The following is a 14,527-nucleotide window of genomic DNA, read 5'->3' as shown; positions in this document are numbered from 1 at the left end:
TACCTTTCTGGACCGGCGAGAGGGGAAAAGTCGTCTCCACGTGCCCGCCAATACGTCCAGGTTCAACGCATTCACAACTTTGTGGCTGGATACGAGTCTAAAAAAGAGGGGCTGACTCCTGGACCGTTTTTCCGGGTTTCCCCGACGCAGGCTACGCCTGGGCGGCAGACTTCATTTCCCTCCCTGATGAGGACTTCCTGGGCGTCATTGACATAGGCTTGACTCGAGCATGGGCCAGTGCGGCTCACGTCTGGTCTCAAACTTTCCGTTCCGAAGGATGGCTATGATTACGAAGCTCCTCCAAGGTCAGAAGATGCTTCGGGCATGTGGCTTTTCGTCTGCCTGTGCCCTGGCGACGATTGTCCTGGCCGCGCAGACGCCGGCTGCCCGCATTGCAAGCGAAGTGAACGTCTCGCAGATGTCTCTGCTGAAGGGTTCGCAGCACCCACTGGCCCAGGCCCAATACGATGCCGGACGTATGCCGGCCGATACCCAGCTGAAGGGAATGAGCATTGTGTTTAATCGCTCGGCCGCTCAGCAAGCGGATCTGGAAGCGCTGATTGCCGCGCAGCAGAATCCCGCCTCCCCGCTGTATCACCAATGGCTGACGCCGGACCAGTTTGCGGCGCGCTTCGGCATGGCCCAGTCGGACATCGACAAGGTGCAGACGTGGCTGCAACAGCAGGGATTCTCAGTGGACTCTGTGGCGCGCAGCCGGAACCTGATCCGCTTCTCGGGCAATGCAGGGCAGGTGGAGCAGGCATTCCAGACGCAGATGCACTACTACAACGTGCGCGGCGAAAAGCATTTTGCTCCCGCTACGGCGCTTTCATTGCCGTCGGCGGTGTTATCGAGTGTCGCGACGGTCGGGAACCTGGATGACTTCAGACCACGCCCCATGCACATCCGCAGCGATGCTGTTCAGCCACGGGCTAATTTCACTTCGGGAGTTTCGGGCAGCGTGTATCTCGCGCCCGGCGATGTCAAGATGATCTACGATCTGAATCCTCTGTTGAGTGCTTCGATCAACGGCACGGGACAGTCGATTGCCATTCTCGGCCAGTCAAGCGTGGTGACTAGCGATCTGGAGAGTTTTCAGAACGCCGCCAAGCTCACGGTGAAGGATCCGACCATGGTGATCGTGCCGGGATCAGGCGGCTCGCAGTTGTTTTCGGGCGATGAGAGCGAATCGGATCTCGATCTGGAGTGGTCGGACGCGATTGCTCCTGGAGCCGATGTTTTCTTTGTCTATACGGGAGGCAACAGCAATTTTGGCGTATTTGATTCGCTTCAATACGCGGTGGACGAGAAGATCGCAAACATTATCAGCATTAGCTATGGCGCATGCGAACCGAACATCTCGGCTGCGAACATAACCACGCTGGATGCGATTCTGGCCCAGGGCGTAGCGCAAGGTCAGACGATTGTGGCTGCCTCGGGCGATGCGGGTTCAACCGCCTGCTATCAGAGCCCAACGACGACCAATCCGCCGCTGACTACGCAGGAGGCAATTGCGGTGAGCTACCCGGCAAGCAGCCAGTATGTTACTGGCGTCGGGGGCACCGAGATTTCTCAGGCTAATACTGCGTATTACACGCAAGGGCAGGGTTACTGGACAGCGGAAACCAGCGGCACGGATATTTTGACGTCGGCGTTGCAGTACATTCCTGAGGTTGTCTGGAACGATGATGCGCTGGCGGTTAATGGCGGCAATACCAGTCTGAGCGCTGGCGGCGGCGGTGTAAGCACGATCTACAAGACGAAGCCGAGCTGGCAAACGGGCGTCCCGGGCATTCCCAGCGACAACGCGCGCGATGTGCCGGATATCTCGCTATTGTCCTCTCCGGCGTATGTTCCATACATCTACTGCAGCAGCGATTCTTCGGCATGGTCGACAGGGCAAACGGCAAGCTGCAGTAACAACACATTTCGCGATTCTGCGACCCAGGATCTGACACTGGCGGGAGGCACGAGTTTCGCCACCCCAATCTTCGCAGGAATGGTAGCGATCCTGAACCAGCAGAAGGGCTACAACACTGGCCAGGGTCTTTTGAATACCGAACTGTATAAGCTGGCGGCGAACAGCGCCACCTACGCAGGGGTCTTCCACGACATCACCAGCGGTAACAATGCGTGCCCTTCAAGTCTGGGAACGAGTTACTGCACCGGCAGCGCAACTACGGATTATTCGGCAACGACGGGCTATGACCTCGCAACCGGGTTGGGGTCTTTCGACCTGGACAAGCTGACGGTAGCGTGGCCGCTAAATACTGGAACTGCGTTGATCGCAACAACGACAACGGTTTCGGCTGCAAGCGCGACCCTCAACCCGAGCACGAATGACGTCGTGACCATTACGGTGGCGCGGGCAACCGGTAGCGGTACGCCAACGGGAACCGTGAATCTTTCGATTGATGGAAGCGGCTCGGCGTACGGCGCCACGGGGAGTACGACAACGCCGGTGACTCTGTCGGGCGGTACGGCCACGTATACGGCAAACTTTTCGACGTGCGGCGTCCATACAATTGTGGCGCAATACGCGGGCGATGCGACTGATGCGCCTTCAACGGGCAGCGTGACGTTGACGGTAGGCGGAAGTTCTTGCGGATTCGCGCTGGCGCTTACTCCTGCCACTCTGACGGTAAAGCAAGGATCGCAGGGGAGTGAAACGGTGACGGTGACGCCGTCGAGCGGATACACGGGCACCGTGAATCTTTCTTATGTCACCTCGAATGACACGGCGCTGGCTAACCTGTGCGTATTTGCGGGCACGGGACTTAGCACCTCAGGGGCGATTACGGTAGGGAGCACGGCGGCTTCCGGAGCAATTACATTCGACACCAATGCAGCCGATTGTGCGAGCACGACTGGAGCGGTGAAGGCAAAGGGCCTGCGCGTTATTCCGCACGGAACAGGATCAGTCAAGCCCAGCAAGAGCACTCCGCAAAAGAGCAGCAAACTTCCTATTGGAATGGCGTTCGGAGGGTTGTTGCTGGCAGGGTTCCTGGGTCGTTCATCGCGGAAACTGCGGCAAGTGGCCTGCGTGATTGCACTGGCATCGCTGGGACTGGTGGTGTCAGCGTGCGGAGGCACAACAAGTAATACGGGCGGTACGACGATTACCGATCCAGCCAAGGGGACGTATACCATCACCTTCACTGGAACGGATTCGGTCACTTCCACGGTCACGGCGCAGTCGTCATTCTCGCTGGTGATCAACTAATATTTATTTGAAGGACGGTCGGGGCAGACTCCGCGAGGAGTCTGCCCTTTTTGTTTGTGCGTCTGATACACTCCGATGCCGGAGGCACTGATTTCCTTGTCTAACAAGAGCTATTCCCCCTCACCACTAACTCGACTGACAGAAGAAGAACAAATGTTCTACGCGACTGTGCGGCAGTTCGCGGAGGAGACGATTGCCCCCGCGGTGCGCACCATGGACGATGAGCAGCAGTTTGCGCCGGGACTGGTGAGCAAGCTGTTCGAACTGGGGCTGATGGGGATTGAGATTCCCGAGGACCTGGGCGGAGCGGGCGGGAGTTTCTTTGACGCGGTGCTGGCAATCGAAGCGATCGCGTCCGTTGATCCCGCGGTTGCCGTGTTGGTGGATGTGCACAACACGCTGGTGGTAAATGCACTGCGTCGATGGGCAACCGAAGAACAGAAGAAGAAGTGGTTGCCACGCGTGGCTGCGGATACTGCGGGCGCGTATGCGTTGAGCGAGGCTGGTTCGGGATCGGATGCATTCGCGTTGCAGATGCGAGCAGAGAAAGTGGACGACGGCTATCGCTTGAATGGCCGTAAGCTCTGGATCTCAAACGCGAAGGAAGCCGGACTTTTTCTGGTCTTCTCCACGCTTGATCCTGCGGCGGGTTATCGCGGCATCACGGCGTTTCTGGTAGAGAAAGGCACGCCAGGATTTTCAGTCGGGCGCAAGGAGGACAAGATGGGAATCCGTGCCAGCAGCACGTGCGAGTTGGTTTTCGACAACTGCGTGGTGCCGCCCGAAAATCTGCTGGGCGAAGAAGGCAAGGGATACAAGATCGCGATTGAGACGCTGAACGAGGGGCGGATTGGAATCGGCGCGCAGATGCTGGGGCTGGCCGAAGGCGCATGGGGACACGCCGCGAAGTATGCGAAGGAGCGGAAACAGTTTGGCAAACCAATCGCGGAGTTTCAGGTTGTGCAGTTCACGATGGCAGAGATGGCGACGGAGATTGAAGCGGCAAAACTGATGGTCTACAACGCGGCCCGGTTGAAGGACGCGGGGATATCGTATGTGCGCGAGGCGGCGATGACGAAGTACTTTACATCGCAGGTTGCGGAGAAAGTAGCCAGCCTGTGCGTTGAGGTGTTCGGCGGCAACGGATTTGTGCGCGACTACCCAGCGGAGAAGTATTATCGCGATGCCAAGGTGGGCAAGATTTACGAAGGCACATCGAATATGCAGCTGATGACGATTGGCAAGATGGTGCTGTGACAGGGACCATTGGTCAGTGGTCAGTTAATAGCGCTGCAGGATATGCGGCGTTGGTGCAACTGAACTCTCATGGTTGGCCGTTGGCGTTGTTGGCATGGGACGTGAGCGGTTTTAGAAGGAATTCGCGGATTAGATTGGACACGGCGTTTCCGCCTGTTTCCGATAATCCGTTGAGCAGCACTAACGATCCTCCACGATCCGCCTGAGGGTAGTAGAGATTCGAAAGTGCGGCGGCGGAGAAGTTGCCGAGGACCTGCGAGTAGTTAGGTTCCCACCGTCCGCTATCGCTGCGCGTCATGACGGCTGCGGAGATAGCGTAAAGTGCACGCGACTTGATACTTCCCTTCCCTTTATAGAAATAGCGCGGATCCTGATGGAAGATGGCGGGGTAGACAGCTCGGCCTAAGAGCGCGCCGGAGACTCGGTTCGCCATTGCAGCACCGTAGCGTTTGCCGTAGCCTTCAATTCCGCCTCCATAGGAAGGAAAGATGTTGCGGTTCTGCTCTGCTCCTGCGATGCCGGCGACAGCGAGAAATGAAACGGGATCGATGAGACCACGCGCGCTCAGTTGAAATTTTTGCTTGGCGAGCATCGGCGGAGCGTTCCAGTCGTAGGAACTGTAGAAATTTGGAATGACGCCGATGACGCGCTGCTGGACGGCGATGTGCTCTTGTTCGCGGGAAAGTTCTTCCTTGTCGCCGGAAACAGTAACGCTGGTGACGCCACCGGAGACGACGAGAGCGATGTTTGGCAAGGTGCGGTATTCGCCCGCGCCGAGCGCGATATCTCCGGAGGCAGCGGAGCTCATTCCCTTTCCGGTGACGGTGATTTCGTAATCGCCTGCAGGAAGACCGGGGAAGACATACTGCCCATCCCTGCCGGAGATCTGGGCAGCTGATACTCCAGAGGGACCGGTAAGTTCTACATGCGCGCCTTGCACTACGGCGCCGTCTGCATCGACGATGGTGCCGGTGATCTTGCCTGCGGCGGCGGCCTGTTGCGGAGTGGCTGGCACAGATTGAGCAACAGACTGTTCGGGCTCGGGCGCATTGGGAAGCGCAAGCGCAGGACTTTCCTGTGCGTGGGCGGCTGGCTGCAACAGATTTGTGGAACTCAGCAGAATCGAAGCAGAGAAGACGAATAATCTAGCTGGATAAGCGGACGTAAACAAACACGAACCTCATTGCGACAGAACTTCCTCTCCAGTAAGACGCAGTAGCGCCGGGATGGGTGGTACGTTTTGTTCGTCATATTCACGTCATCTTCGCCATGTGATTGATTACGGGAAGAGGCGTGCCACTTGGTGAATATGCGCGGGTCGGGTGCGGCAACATCCGCCAATAATCTGTGCGCCGGCTGCGAGCCAGTCTGCGGCTTGCGATGCAAAGGAGGCGGGGTCGCCGGTACCGGTCCAGCAGCGATTTTGCGCATCCCAGCCTTCGCCAGAGTTGGGATAGACAACGATGGGCTTGTCGGATGCGGCGCGGAGTTCGGCGATCAGCGCAGAAATCAATGTGGGATGCGTGCAATTGACACCGACCGCTGTAGTCTGCGGGAAAGCTGCGACTGCTGCGGCGCATTGACGAAGAGGTTCGCCGTGCGCCACGTGCTCCTGATCTACGCATGTGAAGGTGAACCATGCGGCGAGTTCAGGATATGGCTTGAGCGCCTGGCCAATGGCCACAGCCTCCACAAGCGACGGCAGAGTTTCGAACGCCAGCAGATCGGGAGATTCTTGCCCATTCGCATTCGCGAGTATCTTGATGCGATCTGCGTGAAATGCTATGAGATCGGCGAACGTGCACGTGTAGTTGCCGTGGTATTCGGCACCATTGTGCAGAGCCGCGCCGTAGGGGCCGAGCGACGCAGCGATGAGGACGCGTTTGCCGTGAGCCGCAGAGGCCGCCTCGCGAGCGAGCGAGACAGATCGAAGCAACGCAGCACCGGCGAGGGCGGGATCAAGGCCCACCTCGGCATAGCCCATGCGCGACACCTGGTAGCTGGCGGTTTCAATGATGTCGGCGCCGGCCTCGATGTAGGCACGATGGACGGCTACTATTTTTTCGGGAGCATCTTCGAGAACATGCGCAGACCAGAGCGGGCCATCGATGTTGGCTCCGAGGTATTCGAGTTCCGAAGCCATGCCGCCGTCGAGGACGTGTGCAGAGCGTAGGGCATCGGCAATTGAAGTTCCGGCACGCATACAAACATGGTAGCGCCGAGCACTAAGATTGACCGCGCTGTTGGAAGAGTGAATCGGGCTGCGACGATGCGAGGTTGCAAGATGGTTGTTGCCGCGGCAATAAATGCTGTGAGAGGCTATTTCATGGCTCTGGGAAGCATGCGATCTTTCATGAAAGAACTGGCGCATGAGATCGCCGCGTTCCGGCTCGCATCGATGCTGCAGGATCTGCGTTATTCCATTCGTCATCTAGGCAAAAGCCCCGGATTCTTCGTCACGATTGTGCTGACGCTGGCGCTGGGTATCAGCGCGTCGAGCGCGGTTTTCACGGTTGCCTACGGCGTGCTGATCGATCCGTTTCCCTACAAGGATGTGCACACGCTGGCAACGCCCAAGCTGTGCTTTCCGGATCGTGCCGAGTGCGGATGGCGCGCGTACACGCCGCAGCAGTTCAATGAGATTGCCACAAAGACGAACATCTTTAACGGCGTCACGGCGTCAACGGTAGGCATGGTCGAGATCACGGGCAAATTTGAGCCTGAGCGCGTCCGCGGGAACTACATCACGCCGAACACATTTGACGTTCTGGGCGTGAAGCCGATATTGGGGCGGGCGACGATGGAAGACGATGTTCGCCCAGGACACGGCGAAGTGGCGCTGCTGAGTTATCGCTATTGGCAGGCGCATTACGGCGGCAGTAATTCGGTGATCGGGCAGGTATTGCAGGTGGATCATCATGCGCGCACGGTGATCGGCGTGATGCCGCCGCGCTTTCTATGGCGCGGCGCGGATGTTTATCTGCCGATACTGATGACCAACGAGCAGGCAGTGGAGGGGCAGCGGCATTTCGCACTCGTGGGAAGACTGAAGCCGGGCGTAACGGACGCCCAGGCTGCGGCGGAATTAACGCCCATTTTTCAAGAGTTCGCACAGACTGAGCCGTTCATTTTTCCGAAAGATTTGCGCTTTGGAATTCTGCCTTTCAATGAGATGTTCAAGTCGGGCCTGGCCAGCGTTTTGTATTTGCTGCTTGGATCGGTGTTCGTGCTTTTGTTCATCTCCTGCGTGAACGTGTCGAGCCTGCTACTGGCGAAGGCCGTGACGAGGGAACACGAGTACGTGGTGCGCGCTTCGATTGGCGCTTCGCGCTTGAGGTTGGTGCGACATGCCTTGACGGAGTCAGTGTTGCTGGCTCTGTTCGCGTTCCCGATTGCGCTCGGGTGCGCCTACCTGGGATTGCAGGCGATACTGCGAATTGTTCCGACCGACACGATTCCGGATGAAGCACTGATCACCATGAATGTTCCAGTGCTGCTTGGCTCGCTGGCTATCGCGCTGGGAACGGTTTTGATCTTCGGAACGTTTCCTGCTTGGCACAGCGCGCGGCCACGGCTGGCGTCAGTGCTGAATAGTTTTCGTTCGTCGGACAGCCGGACGCAACGGCGGATTCTGAGCGGGTTTGTGGTGACGGAGATTTCCCTCTCGCTGGTTCTGCTGATGCTGGCGGGACTGATGGTGCGCTCGTTGATGGCAGTCGAAAACGTTCCGGTTCCCTTCACTCCGGATCGCACGCTGATGCTAGAGATTCCACTGGCCGATGTGCGCTATCCAACAGCGGAGAGCCGGACCTTGTTCTTCAGACAATTGCTTGACCGCGCGCAGGCGATGCCAGGCGTGAGTGCCGCGACCGTAGATGCTGCGTTTCCGTTCATGGATATTTACGCGGACCGCGTGCAGATTGGCGGCGAGCCAACGGACAAACGCGTAGTGGCGATTCATCTGACCGATCCTACATTTTTGGAAATGGCGCGCATGAAAGTGCTGCAGGGGCACTTTATCGATGCGCGTGAGGTTTCAGCGGCTGCACACGAAGCGGTGATTACGCAGAATTTTGCGCAGCGATACTTTGCCGGAGAGAATGCGCTGGGCAGAACGATACATCTGCCGGAGTTCAAACCGGATGGAAAAACGAAACTGGAGAGCGACGCGTTCACCGTGGTTGGAGTGGTGAGCGATCTGCCCTTCTTCGTCGGCTTCCGGGAGAATTTTCCGCATGTCTTTTTGCCGTATACGGCCGCGCCTGCGGCAACCAACAGCCTGATCGTTTCGACTTCGCTTCCGGCGGACGTGCTGGTGAATCCAATGCGGCAGACGGTACACGCGATCGATAAGGATCAGCCGATTTCGGAGATCATGACACTGCAGCAGATGCTCGATCGCTATGGCTATGCGGGGCCGCGGTTCTCACTGGCGCTGTTCGGGACATTTGCGGCGGCGGCTCTGCTGCTGTCGCTGGTGGGGATTTATGGCGTGCTGTCGTTCGTGACTTCAGAACGGACGCATGAGATTGGGATCCGCATGGCTCTGGGGGCGAACCGTTCGCAGGTGATGTGGATGGTGTTGCGACAGGCGTTTCTGCTGGGACTGTTGGGCGTGGGGATTGGGCTCCCGCTCGCCTTTCTCGCGGGGCGTCTGGCGAAGGAACAACTGGTGCAGACCTCTCAGTTCGATCCGGTAACGCTGATAGCGGCGGCGTGCATTCTGCCCATGCTGGCGGTCGCGGGAACGTGCATTCCGGCGCGACGGGCCGCGGCGATTAATCCGGTGTCGGCGTTGCGAAACGAGTAGGGCGTGACGTTCGAATCAGCTGAAAACTTTCCAGAAAAAAGTGAGATAGATAGCGATCGAGCAGAGGGCGGCGCCGATCAGCCACACTATCCAGAACAGCCAACGCCAAGCGGAGCGCAGGGCAGCGAGTATCGCGATGGCGAGGAAGATGAGCAGGATCGGGAGTGTGCGGAGATCGGAGTTGTAGGCGGCCTGTCCTAGTTTGGTAACTCCGTGTGAGAGATCGAGCAGGAGGCTGAGGCAGAGGACCGCTGGAAAGAGAATCAGGAGCCTGGTACCGATGACGCGCCACTGCGTGAACTCGAGGATGGCGCAGGCTACGAGCAGGGTGATTGCGAACCAGCAGAAGAGAGTTGCCACGAGAATGCCTCCTGCAACTGCGGTTGTTGGAATGGTACAGCGCTGGGGCTAGGTTCGCGACGAGCATTCACGGGTGACTACCGCTCTGATTCGTTCCTTCCCACTCATGCCACGATGAATCTGTGTCATGAATGGGGCACCCGGCTTTGTACGGATATGCGCTGAGAACAGCCGCAGATCCTTCGACTCGCTGAGGATGACGGAGTATGAAGTCGGGATGACGGCGATGTTTAGAGAGAGATTTGCGGCGGGGGTTTAGAGTTTCTGGGTGCGCTGGACGGTACGGACGCCTTGGACGCGGCGGATACCCAGGACCATGCGGTTGAGGTGGCGGAGGTCTTCAGCTTCTACGATGAACTCTATGACTGCTTCGCCGTTGTCGTCGTGATGGATGTCGACGCCGCGAATATTGGTGTTGTCATCGGAGATGACGGCGGTCAGTTCTTTCAACATGCCGGTGCGGTCGTCGCAGAAGACGGTGATTTTGACGGGATATCGTTGAGCGCGACTGCTCTCGTCGCCTACGCGGGACCATTCGACGTTGATGCGGCGGTCGCTCTCGTAAAGCAGGTTCTGGACGTTGGGACAACTGCGTGCGTGCACGGCGACGCCTTTGCCGCGGGTGACGTAGCCGACGATTTCTTCGCCGCGAATGGGATTGCAACAGCGCGCGCGGTAGACGAGCAGATCGTTCTGGCCTTCGACCTGAAGTGAGTCAGACCCAGTGAGATGAAGCTTGCGCACCGCGTCGGACATGGCCTGCTCGACGGTGCCGGGCTGCTGTGGCTCAGCGGTCTGCGAGCCGTCTGGCGGGTTGGCGTAGCCCGGGGCGAGCTTGTTGAGGACCTGATGCGCTGAGTGCTTGCCCGCGCCAAGAGTCGCGAGCAAGTCGGCTGCCGTGGCTACGCCGTATTCGTTGGCGATGCGGGCCAGATCCTGGTCGTCGATCTGGCTCATGGGGACTTTGAAGCGGCGTGCTTCGCGCTCCAGTAGTTTGCGGCCGATTTCGACGGCGCGACGGCGCTGGTCTTCATTGAGCCAGTGCTTGATTTTATTGCGGGCGCGGGGACTCTTGACGAAGGTGAGCCAGTCGCGGCTGGGCTTGTGATCTTTCTGCGTGACGATTTCTACGATGTCGCCGGTGCGCAGCTTTGTACGAAGAGGCACCATGCGGCCGTTGACCTTGGCTCCGACGCAGGTGTGGCCGACCTCCGTGTGAATGGTGTAAGCGAAATCGACGGGCGTGCCGTCGGCGGGGACAACAACGACTTTTCCTTTAGGCGTGAAGGTGTAGACCTCGTCGGGGTAGAGGTCCATTTTCAGGCTGGAGAGGAATTCGTTGGGATCCGTCATTTCTTTCTGCCACTCGACGAGCTGGCGGATCCAGTTAAGGCGCTCTTCGTCGCGGGCGGTTACTACGCCATCCTTGGACTTGTACTTCCAGTGCGCGGCGATTCCCTCTTCGGCGATGCGGTGCATTTCTTCAGTGCGGATCTGCACTTCGAATTGATGGCCGCCTTCGCCGATGACCGTGGTGTGGAGGGATTGATAGCGGTTGGCGCGAGGAATGGCGATGAAGTCCTTGATACGTCCGGGCACGGGACGCCACAGCGTGTGAATGAGGCCAAAGACGGCGTAGCACGAAGCTACATCCTGCGTAATGATGCGGACCGCGAGGAGATCGTAGACCTGATCGAATGTGACTTTTGAGCGCTGCAGCTTTTGAAAGATGGAGTAGTAGCGCTTGATGCGCCACTCCACGCGCGCCTCGACGTTGTTTTCGCGGAGTTGCTCGACAAGGGTGTCTTCGACGCCACGGAGGAACTGCTCGCCTTCAGTGCGCTGCGCCTCGACGGCTTCGGCTACCTTTTCGAAGCTGACCGGATCGGTGTAACGGAAGGCCAGGTCTTCGAGTTCGCCGCGCACTTTGCCCATGCCGAGGCGATGAGCGAGTGGGGCGTAAATGTCGAGGGTTTCGCGGGCGATGGCTTCGCGGCGGTCAGGCTGCAGGTGCTCGAGCGTACGCATGTTGTGAAGGCGGTCGGCGAGCTTGATGAGCACTACGCGGACGTCGGTGACCATGGCGAGGAGCATCTTGCGGACGTTCTCCGCCTGGCGGTCTTCGCGGTTGGCGAACTGAATCTTGTCGATTTTGGTGACGCCTTCGACGATGTGGGCTACCTGATCGCCAAAGTCGGCTTCAATCTGCTCGCTTGTCGCGGGGGTGTCTTCAACGGCGTCGTGAAGGAGACCAGCAGCGATGGCTGTCGAGTCCATCTTCATTTCGGCCAGAACTTCAGCTACTTCAAGCGGATGGATGATGTATGGCTCGCCGGAAGCGCGCATCTGGCCTTGATGATGCTTTACGCAGAATTCCCAAGCCTTGCGGATAAGTTCAACGTCTTCAGTGGGTCGATTGGCCTGAACGTGGCGGAGAAGAAGCTCGATACGGCGATCGATGGCGGCCTGGTCAAAAACCGGGCGGGCAGGTGCAGGGGGCGCCACCAACTCGGCGGGGGCGCTGGAAAGCTCTGCCGGAGTGGGCTGCCGGACTGTCGCCATACTTCATTATAGGCCGCAATCGTTGCGCACGCCTGAACCCGCAAGGACGGGTGACCCGCATTGCAATCAGGAAGGTCATCGCACATGTGCGGCGACCACATCGCAAGGTCACGACCCGGCGGGAATCGATTGAGTCGTTCTTGCGGCCGGAATCGCGGATCGGGATAATAGGTCAATTGACTAATGATATTAAGTAAAAGAGCAATTTCTATTGCGTTATTAACTAAATTTGCTTATAACTTCACACCTTTAGGTAGTTGAGATTGTGTTCGCCATCACTGCCGGTCGTGTATGAAACGGGAGTAGAGTGACGAACGGACTAGAGGTCCAGAACCGAGGAATTTATGCTGAAAGCCCTCTCAGTTACAGCTGCGGCCACATTGCTGGCGGCGAGCTTGAGCTTTGCAGATCAAGCACCATCCAAAGTAGTCATACCGGTCGACAGAACCGCTTCGACCGACGCGAAGCAGATGTACACGAGCTATTGCGCTCCATGCCATGGTACTGACGGCAAAGGCCATGGGCCGGTAGCTGCTTCGCTCAAGAGTCAGCCGACTGATCTGACGGTAATCCAGAAGAACAACCAAGGAAAATTCCCTGACGCGCATGTAGCCGCGATTCTGCAGTTTGGTGCGGAAGTGCCGGCGCACGGAACGGCAACGATGCCTATATGGGGACCGATCCTTGGTAGTATGAACCGGGCGAACGTTCAGGACAAGCAACTCAGAATCAGCAATCTGACTCGCTACCTGCAAAGCATTCAGGTAAAGTAACCGCCGGCGGCCATACTGCTCCCGGCAAAGGCGACGAGCCCGAGGGAGCGAGATGACGAAGGCAAAACGACCGGGACCTGCGAAGAACGAGAAGGCGCCGACGGCAACCAAGCCGAAGGCGCCTTTCCACCGCACGGATGATAAGCGGCGGCCCGACGAGAGGTCCGCAGTACACGAGCCGAAGCGAGTTCCCTACTCTGCAGTTAAACCACCAGGCAAAGCTAACCGCCCACAGCAACGCGGGACGGATCGACCGGGAACGGGCAAGCCAAATACGCAGGAGCACGGAGTGGGTGCGCGTATCAGCAGGCGTGCGGCAGATCGGCTGCGTGCGGGGCATGTGTGGGTATACGCATCGGATGTGGAATCGCTGAATGCGGGCGAAGGTGGCGCCCCTGCATTGCTGCCCGTGGCGGATAGTCGCGGATTGCTGCTTGGGACTGCGCTCTATAGCCCGGCTTCGCAGATCGCGCTGCGCCTGGTGTCTCGGGAGGCGGTCGGTGAGGCGAAGTGGCTGAAGCTTCTGGCTGAGCGGCTTCGCATTGCGATTGCGCGGCGCAGGCCAATGCTCACGGCGGAGACGGATGCTTGCCGGCTTTGCTTCAGCGAGGCGGACGAACTGCCGGGATTGGTCGTCGACAAATACGGCGAGCTGGTGATTCTGCAACTGCTGACCAAGGGACTGGATTCTGCGGCAGTGCGCGATGTGTGCGTGCGCGTGCTGCGCGAGGAACTGGCTCCGGTTGCAATTGTGGAACGGCCTGATCCGCGGATGCGTGAGTTAGAGGGGCTGTCGGCCCCAACCGCGGAGGCACTTTATTTGCGCGGCGCAGAGTCAGCTGAAAAAGACAGCAAGGCACATCTGGGTTCGCACTTCCGGTTGAATGGTCTGGTGTTTCATTTCGACGCGGATGCGGGACAGAAGACGGGTGCCTTTCTCGATCAACGTGCCAACTACAAAGCTGCGCGGGAGTGGGCGGAACGTCTTGGCACTACGGGACGCGCGCTGGATGTCTGTTGCTATCAAGGTGGATTCGCTCTGCATCTGGCCACAGTATGCAAAACCGTAACGGGCATCGATGCGTCGCGTGCGTCACTTGAAGTGGCTGAGCAGAATCTCGTGGCGAATCGGGAGCGGTTGAAGGCGGACGTGGACTGGGTCGCGGGCGACGCGTTTGATATTCTCCGCGACTGGTCAGAGGGTGGAGAGAAGTATGACACGATCGTGCTCGATCCTCCGGCATTTGCGAAGACACAGCGTGCGGTGGAGGGAGCGCTGCGCGGTTATAAAGAGCTGAATCTGCGTGCGCTGAAGATGGCGCGACCGGGTGGACTGCTGATCACTTGTTCGTGCAGTCATCATGTGGGGTGGAAGGATCTGGTGGGCGCGGTCGCCGCAGCAGCTTCTGATGCGCATCGGCGGGTGCGGTTGCTGGAGAGACGAGGGGCAGCGCTCGACCATCCGGTGGTGTTGAATCTGCCGGAGACCGAATACCTCAAGTGCCTGGTGTTGGAAGTGGAGTAAGGCGCTTCCGGATCGCG

General features: G+C 58.5%; 9 protein-coding genes. 5 read left to right on the top strand and 4 right to left on the bottom strand.

Going from position 1 to position 14,527, the window contains the following annotated elements; translation table 11 throughout:
• Nucleotides 1–283 precede the first annotated feature (283 nt).
• On the top strand, nt 284–3,223 hold the full coding sequence (locus P8935_RS06085) for a protease pro-enzyme activation domain-containing protein (protein WP_348264100.1): 2,940 nt from the start codon (nt 284–286) through the stop codon (nt 3,221–3,223).
• A 75-nt stretch (nt 3,224–3,298) separates the two neighbouring features.
• Nucleotides 3,299–4,480 carry an acyl-CoA dehydrogenase gene (locus tag P8935_RS06080; RefSeq protein ID WP_348264099.1) on the top strand — a complete coding sequence of 394 codons (1,182 nt, stop codon included), beginning with the start codon at nt 3,299–3,301 and terminating at the stop codon, nt 4,478–4,480.
• A gap of 67 nt (nt 4,481–4,547) precedes the next feature.
• Here P8935_RS06080 and P8935_RS06075 read toward each other — a convergent pair whose 3' ends face one another.
• Together P8935_RS06075 and mmuM are read right to left on the bottom strand one after the other, a co-directional pair.
• Entirely contained in the window at nt 4,548–5,651 is a 1,104-nt protein-coding gene (locus tag P8935_RS06075; protein WP_348264098.1) for a carboxypeptidase-like regulatory domain-containing protein, read from the bottom strand.
• 108 nt (nt 5,652–5,759) lie between these two features.
• A complete protein-coding gene (gene mmuM, locus P8935_RS06070) occupies nt 5,760–6,683 on the bottom strand; it encodes a homocysteine S-methyltransferase (RefSeq protein ID WP_348264097.1) in 924 nt (307 codons plus the stop codon).
• A 123-nt stretch (nt 6,684–6,806) separates the two neighbouring features.
• On the opposite strand from mmuM, the gene P8935_RS06065 reads away from it, so the two are divergent.
• Nucleotides 6,807–9,290, top strand: a complete 2,484-nt coding sequence (locus P8935_RS06065; RefSeq protein ID WP_348264096.1) for an ABC transporter permease — start codon at nt 6,807–6,809, stop codon at nt 9,288–9,290.
• 15 nt (nt 9,291–9,305) lie between these two features.
• Here the strand turns inward: P8935_RS06065 and P8935_RS06060 are convergent, their stop codons facing one another.
• Nucleotides 9,306–9,650 (bottom strand): hypothetical protein, encoded by a 345-nt coding sequence (locus tag P8935_RS06060; protein ID WP_348264095.1) that lies wholly within the window; start codon nt 9,648–9,650, stop codon nt 9,306–9,308.
• Nucleotides 9,651–9,905: 255 nt separating this feature from the next.
• A complete protein-coding gene (locus P8935_RS06055; RefSeq protein WP_348264094.1) occupies nt 9,906–12,212 on the bottom strand; it encodes a bifunctional (p)ppGpp synthetase/guanosine-3',5'-bis(diphosphate) 3'-pyrophosphohydrolase in 2,307 nt (768 codons plus the stop codon).
• A gap of 344 nt (nt 12,213–12,556) precedes the next feature.
• Here P8935_RS06055 and P8935_RS06050 point away from each other — a divergent pair, with 344 nt between their 5' ends.
• Both P8935_RS06050 and P8935_RS06045 read left to right on the top strand, forming a co-directional pair.
• Nucleotides 12,557–12,985, top strand: coding sequence for a c-type cytochrome (locus P8935_RS06050; RefSeq protein ID WP_348264093.1), 429 nt, complete (start codon nt 12,557–12,559; stop codon nt 12,983–12,985).
• Between the two features lie 52 nt (nt 12,986–13,037).
• Entirely contained in the window at nt 13,038–14,510 is a 1,473-nt protein-coding gene (locus P8935_RS06045) for a class I SAM-dependent rRNA methyltransferase (RefSeq protein WP_348264092.1), read from the top strand.
• Nucleotides 14,511–14,527: the final 17 nt, after the last annotated feature.

The sequence above is a fragment of the Telmatobacter sp. DSM 110680 genome (assembly GCF_039994875.1).
GTDB lineage: Bacteria > Acidobacteriota > Terriglobia > Terriglobales > Acidobacteriaceae > Telmatobacter.
The sequence above is the reverse complement of the archived record's forward strand: the minus strand, read 5'-3'. Positions and strand labels throughout refer to the sequence as shown.

Bases quoted from the DNA above. Each gene is read 5' to 3' on its own strand.
- P8935_RS06085 (WP_348264100.1), top strand. From the start codon at position 284: ATGATTACGAAGCTCCTCCAAGGTCAGAAGATGCTTCGGGCATGTGGC.
- P8935_RS06080 (WP_348264099.1), top strand. From the start codon at position 3,299: ATGCCGGAGGCACTGATTTCCTTGTCTAACAAGAGCTATTCCCCCTCA.
- mmuM (WP_348264097.1), bottom strand. From the start codon at position 6,683: ATGCGTGCCGGAACTTCAATTGCCGATGCCCTACGCTCTGCACACGTC.
- P8935_RS06065 (WP_348264096.1), top strand. From the start codon at position 6,807: ATGGCTCTGGGAAGCATGCGATCTTTCATGAAAGAACTGGCGCATGAG.
- P8935_RS06055 (WP_348264094.1), bottom strand. From the start codon at position 12,212: ATGGCGACAGTCCGGCAGCCCACTCCGGCAGAGCTTTCCAGCGCCCCC.
- P8935_RS06050 (WP_348264093.1), top strand. From the start codon at position 12,557: ATGCTGAAAGCCCTCTCAGTTACAGCTGCGGCCACATTGCTGGCGGCG.
- P8935_RS06045 (WP_348264092.1), top strand. From the start codon at position 13,038: ATGACGAAGGCAAAACGACCGGGACCTGCGAAGAACGAGAAGGCGCCG.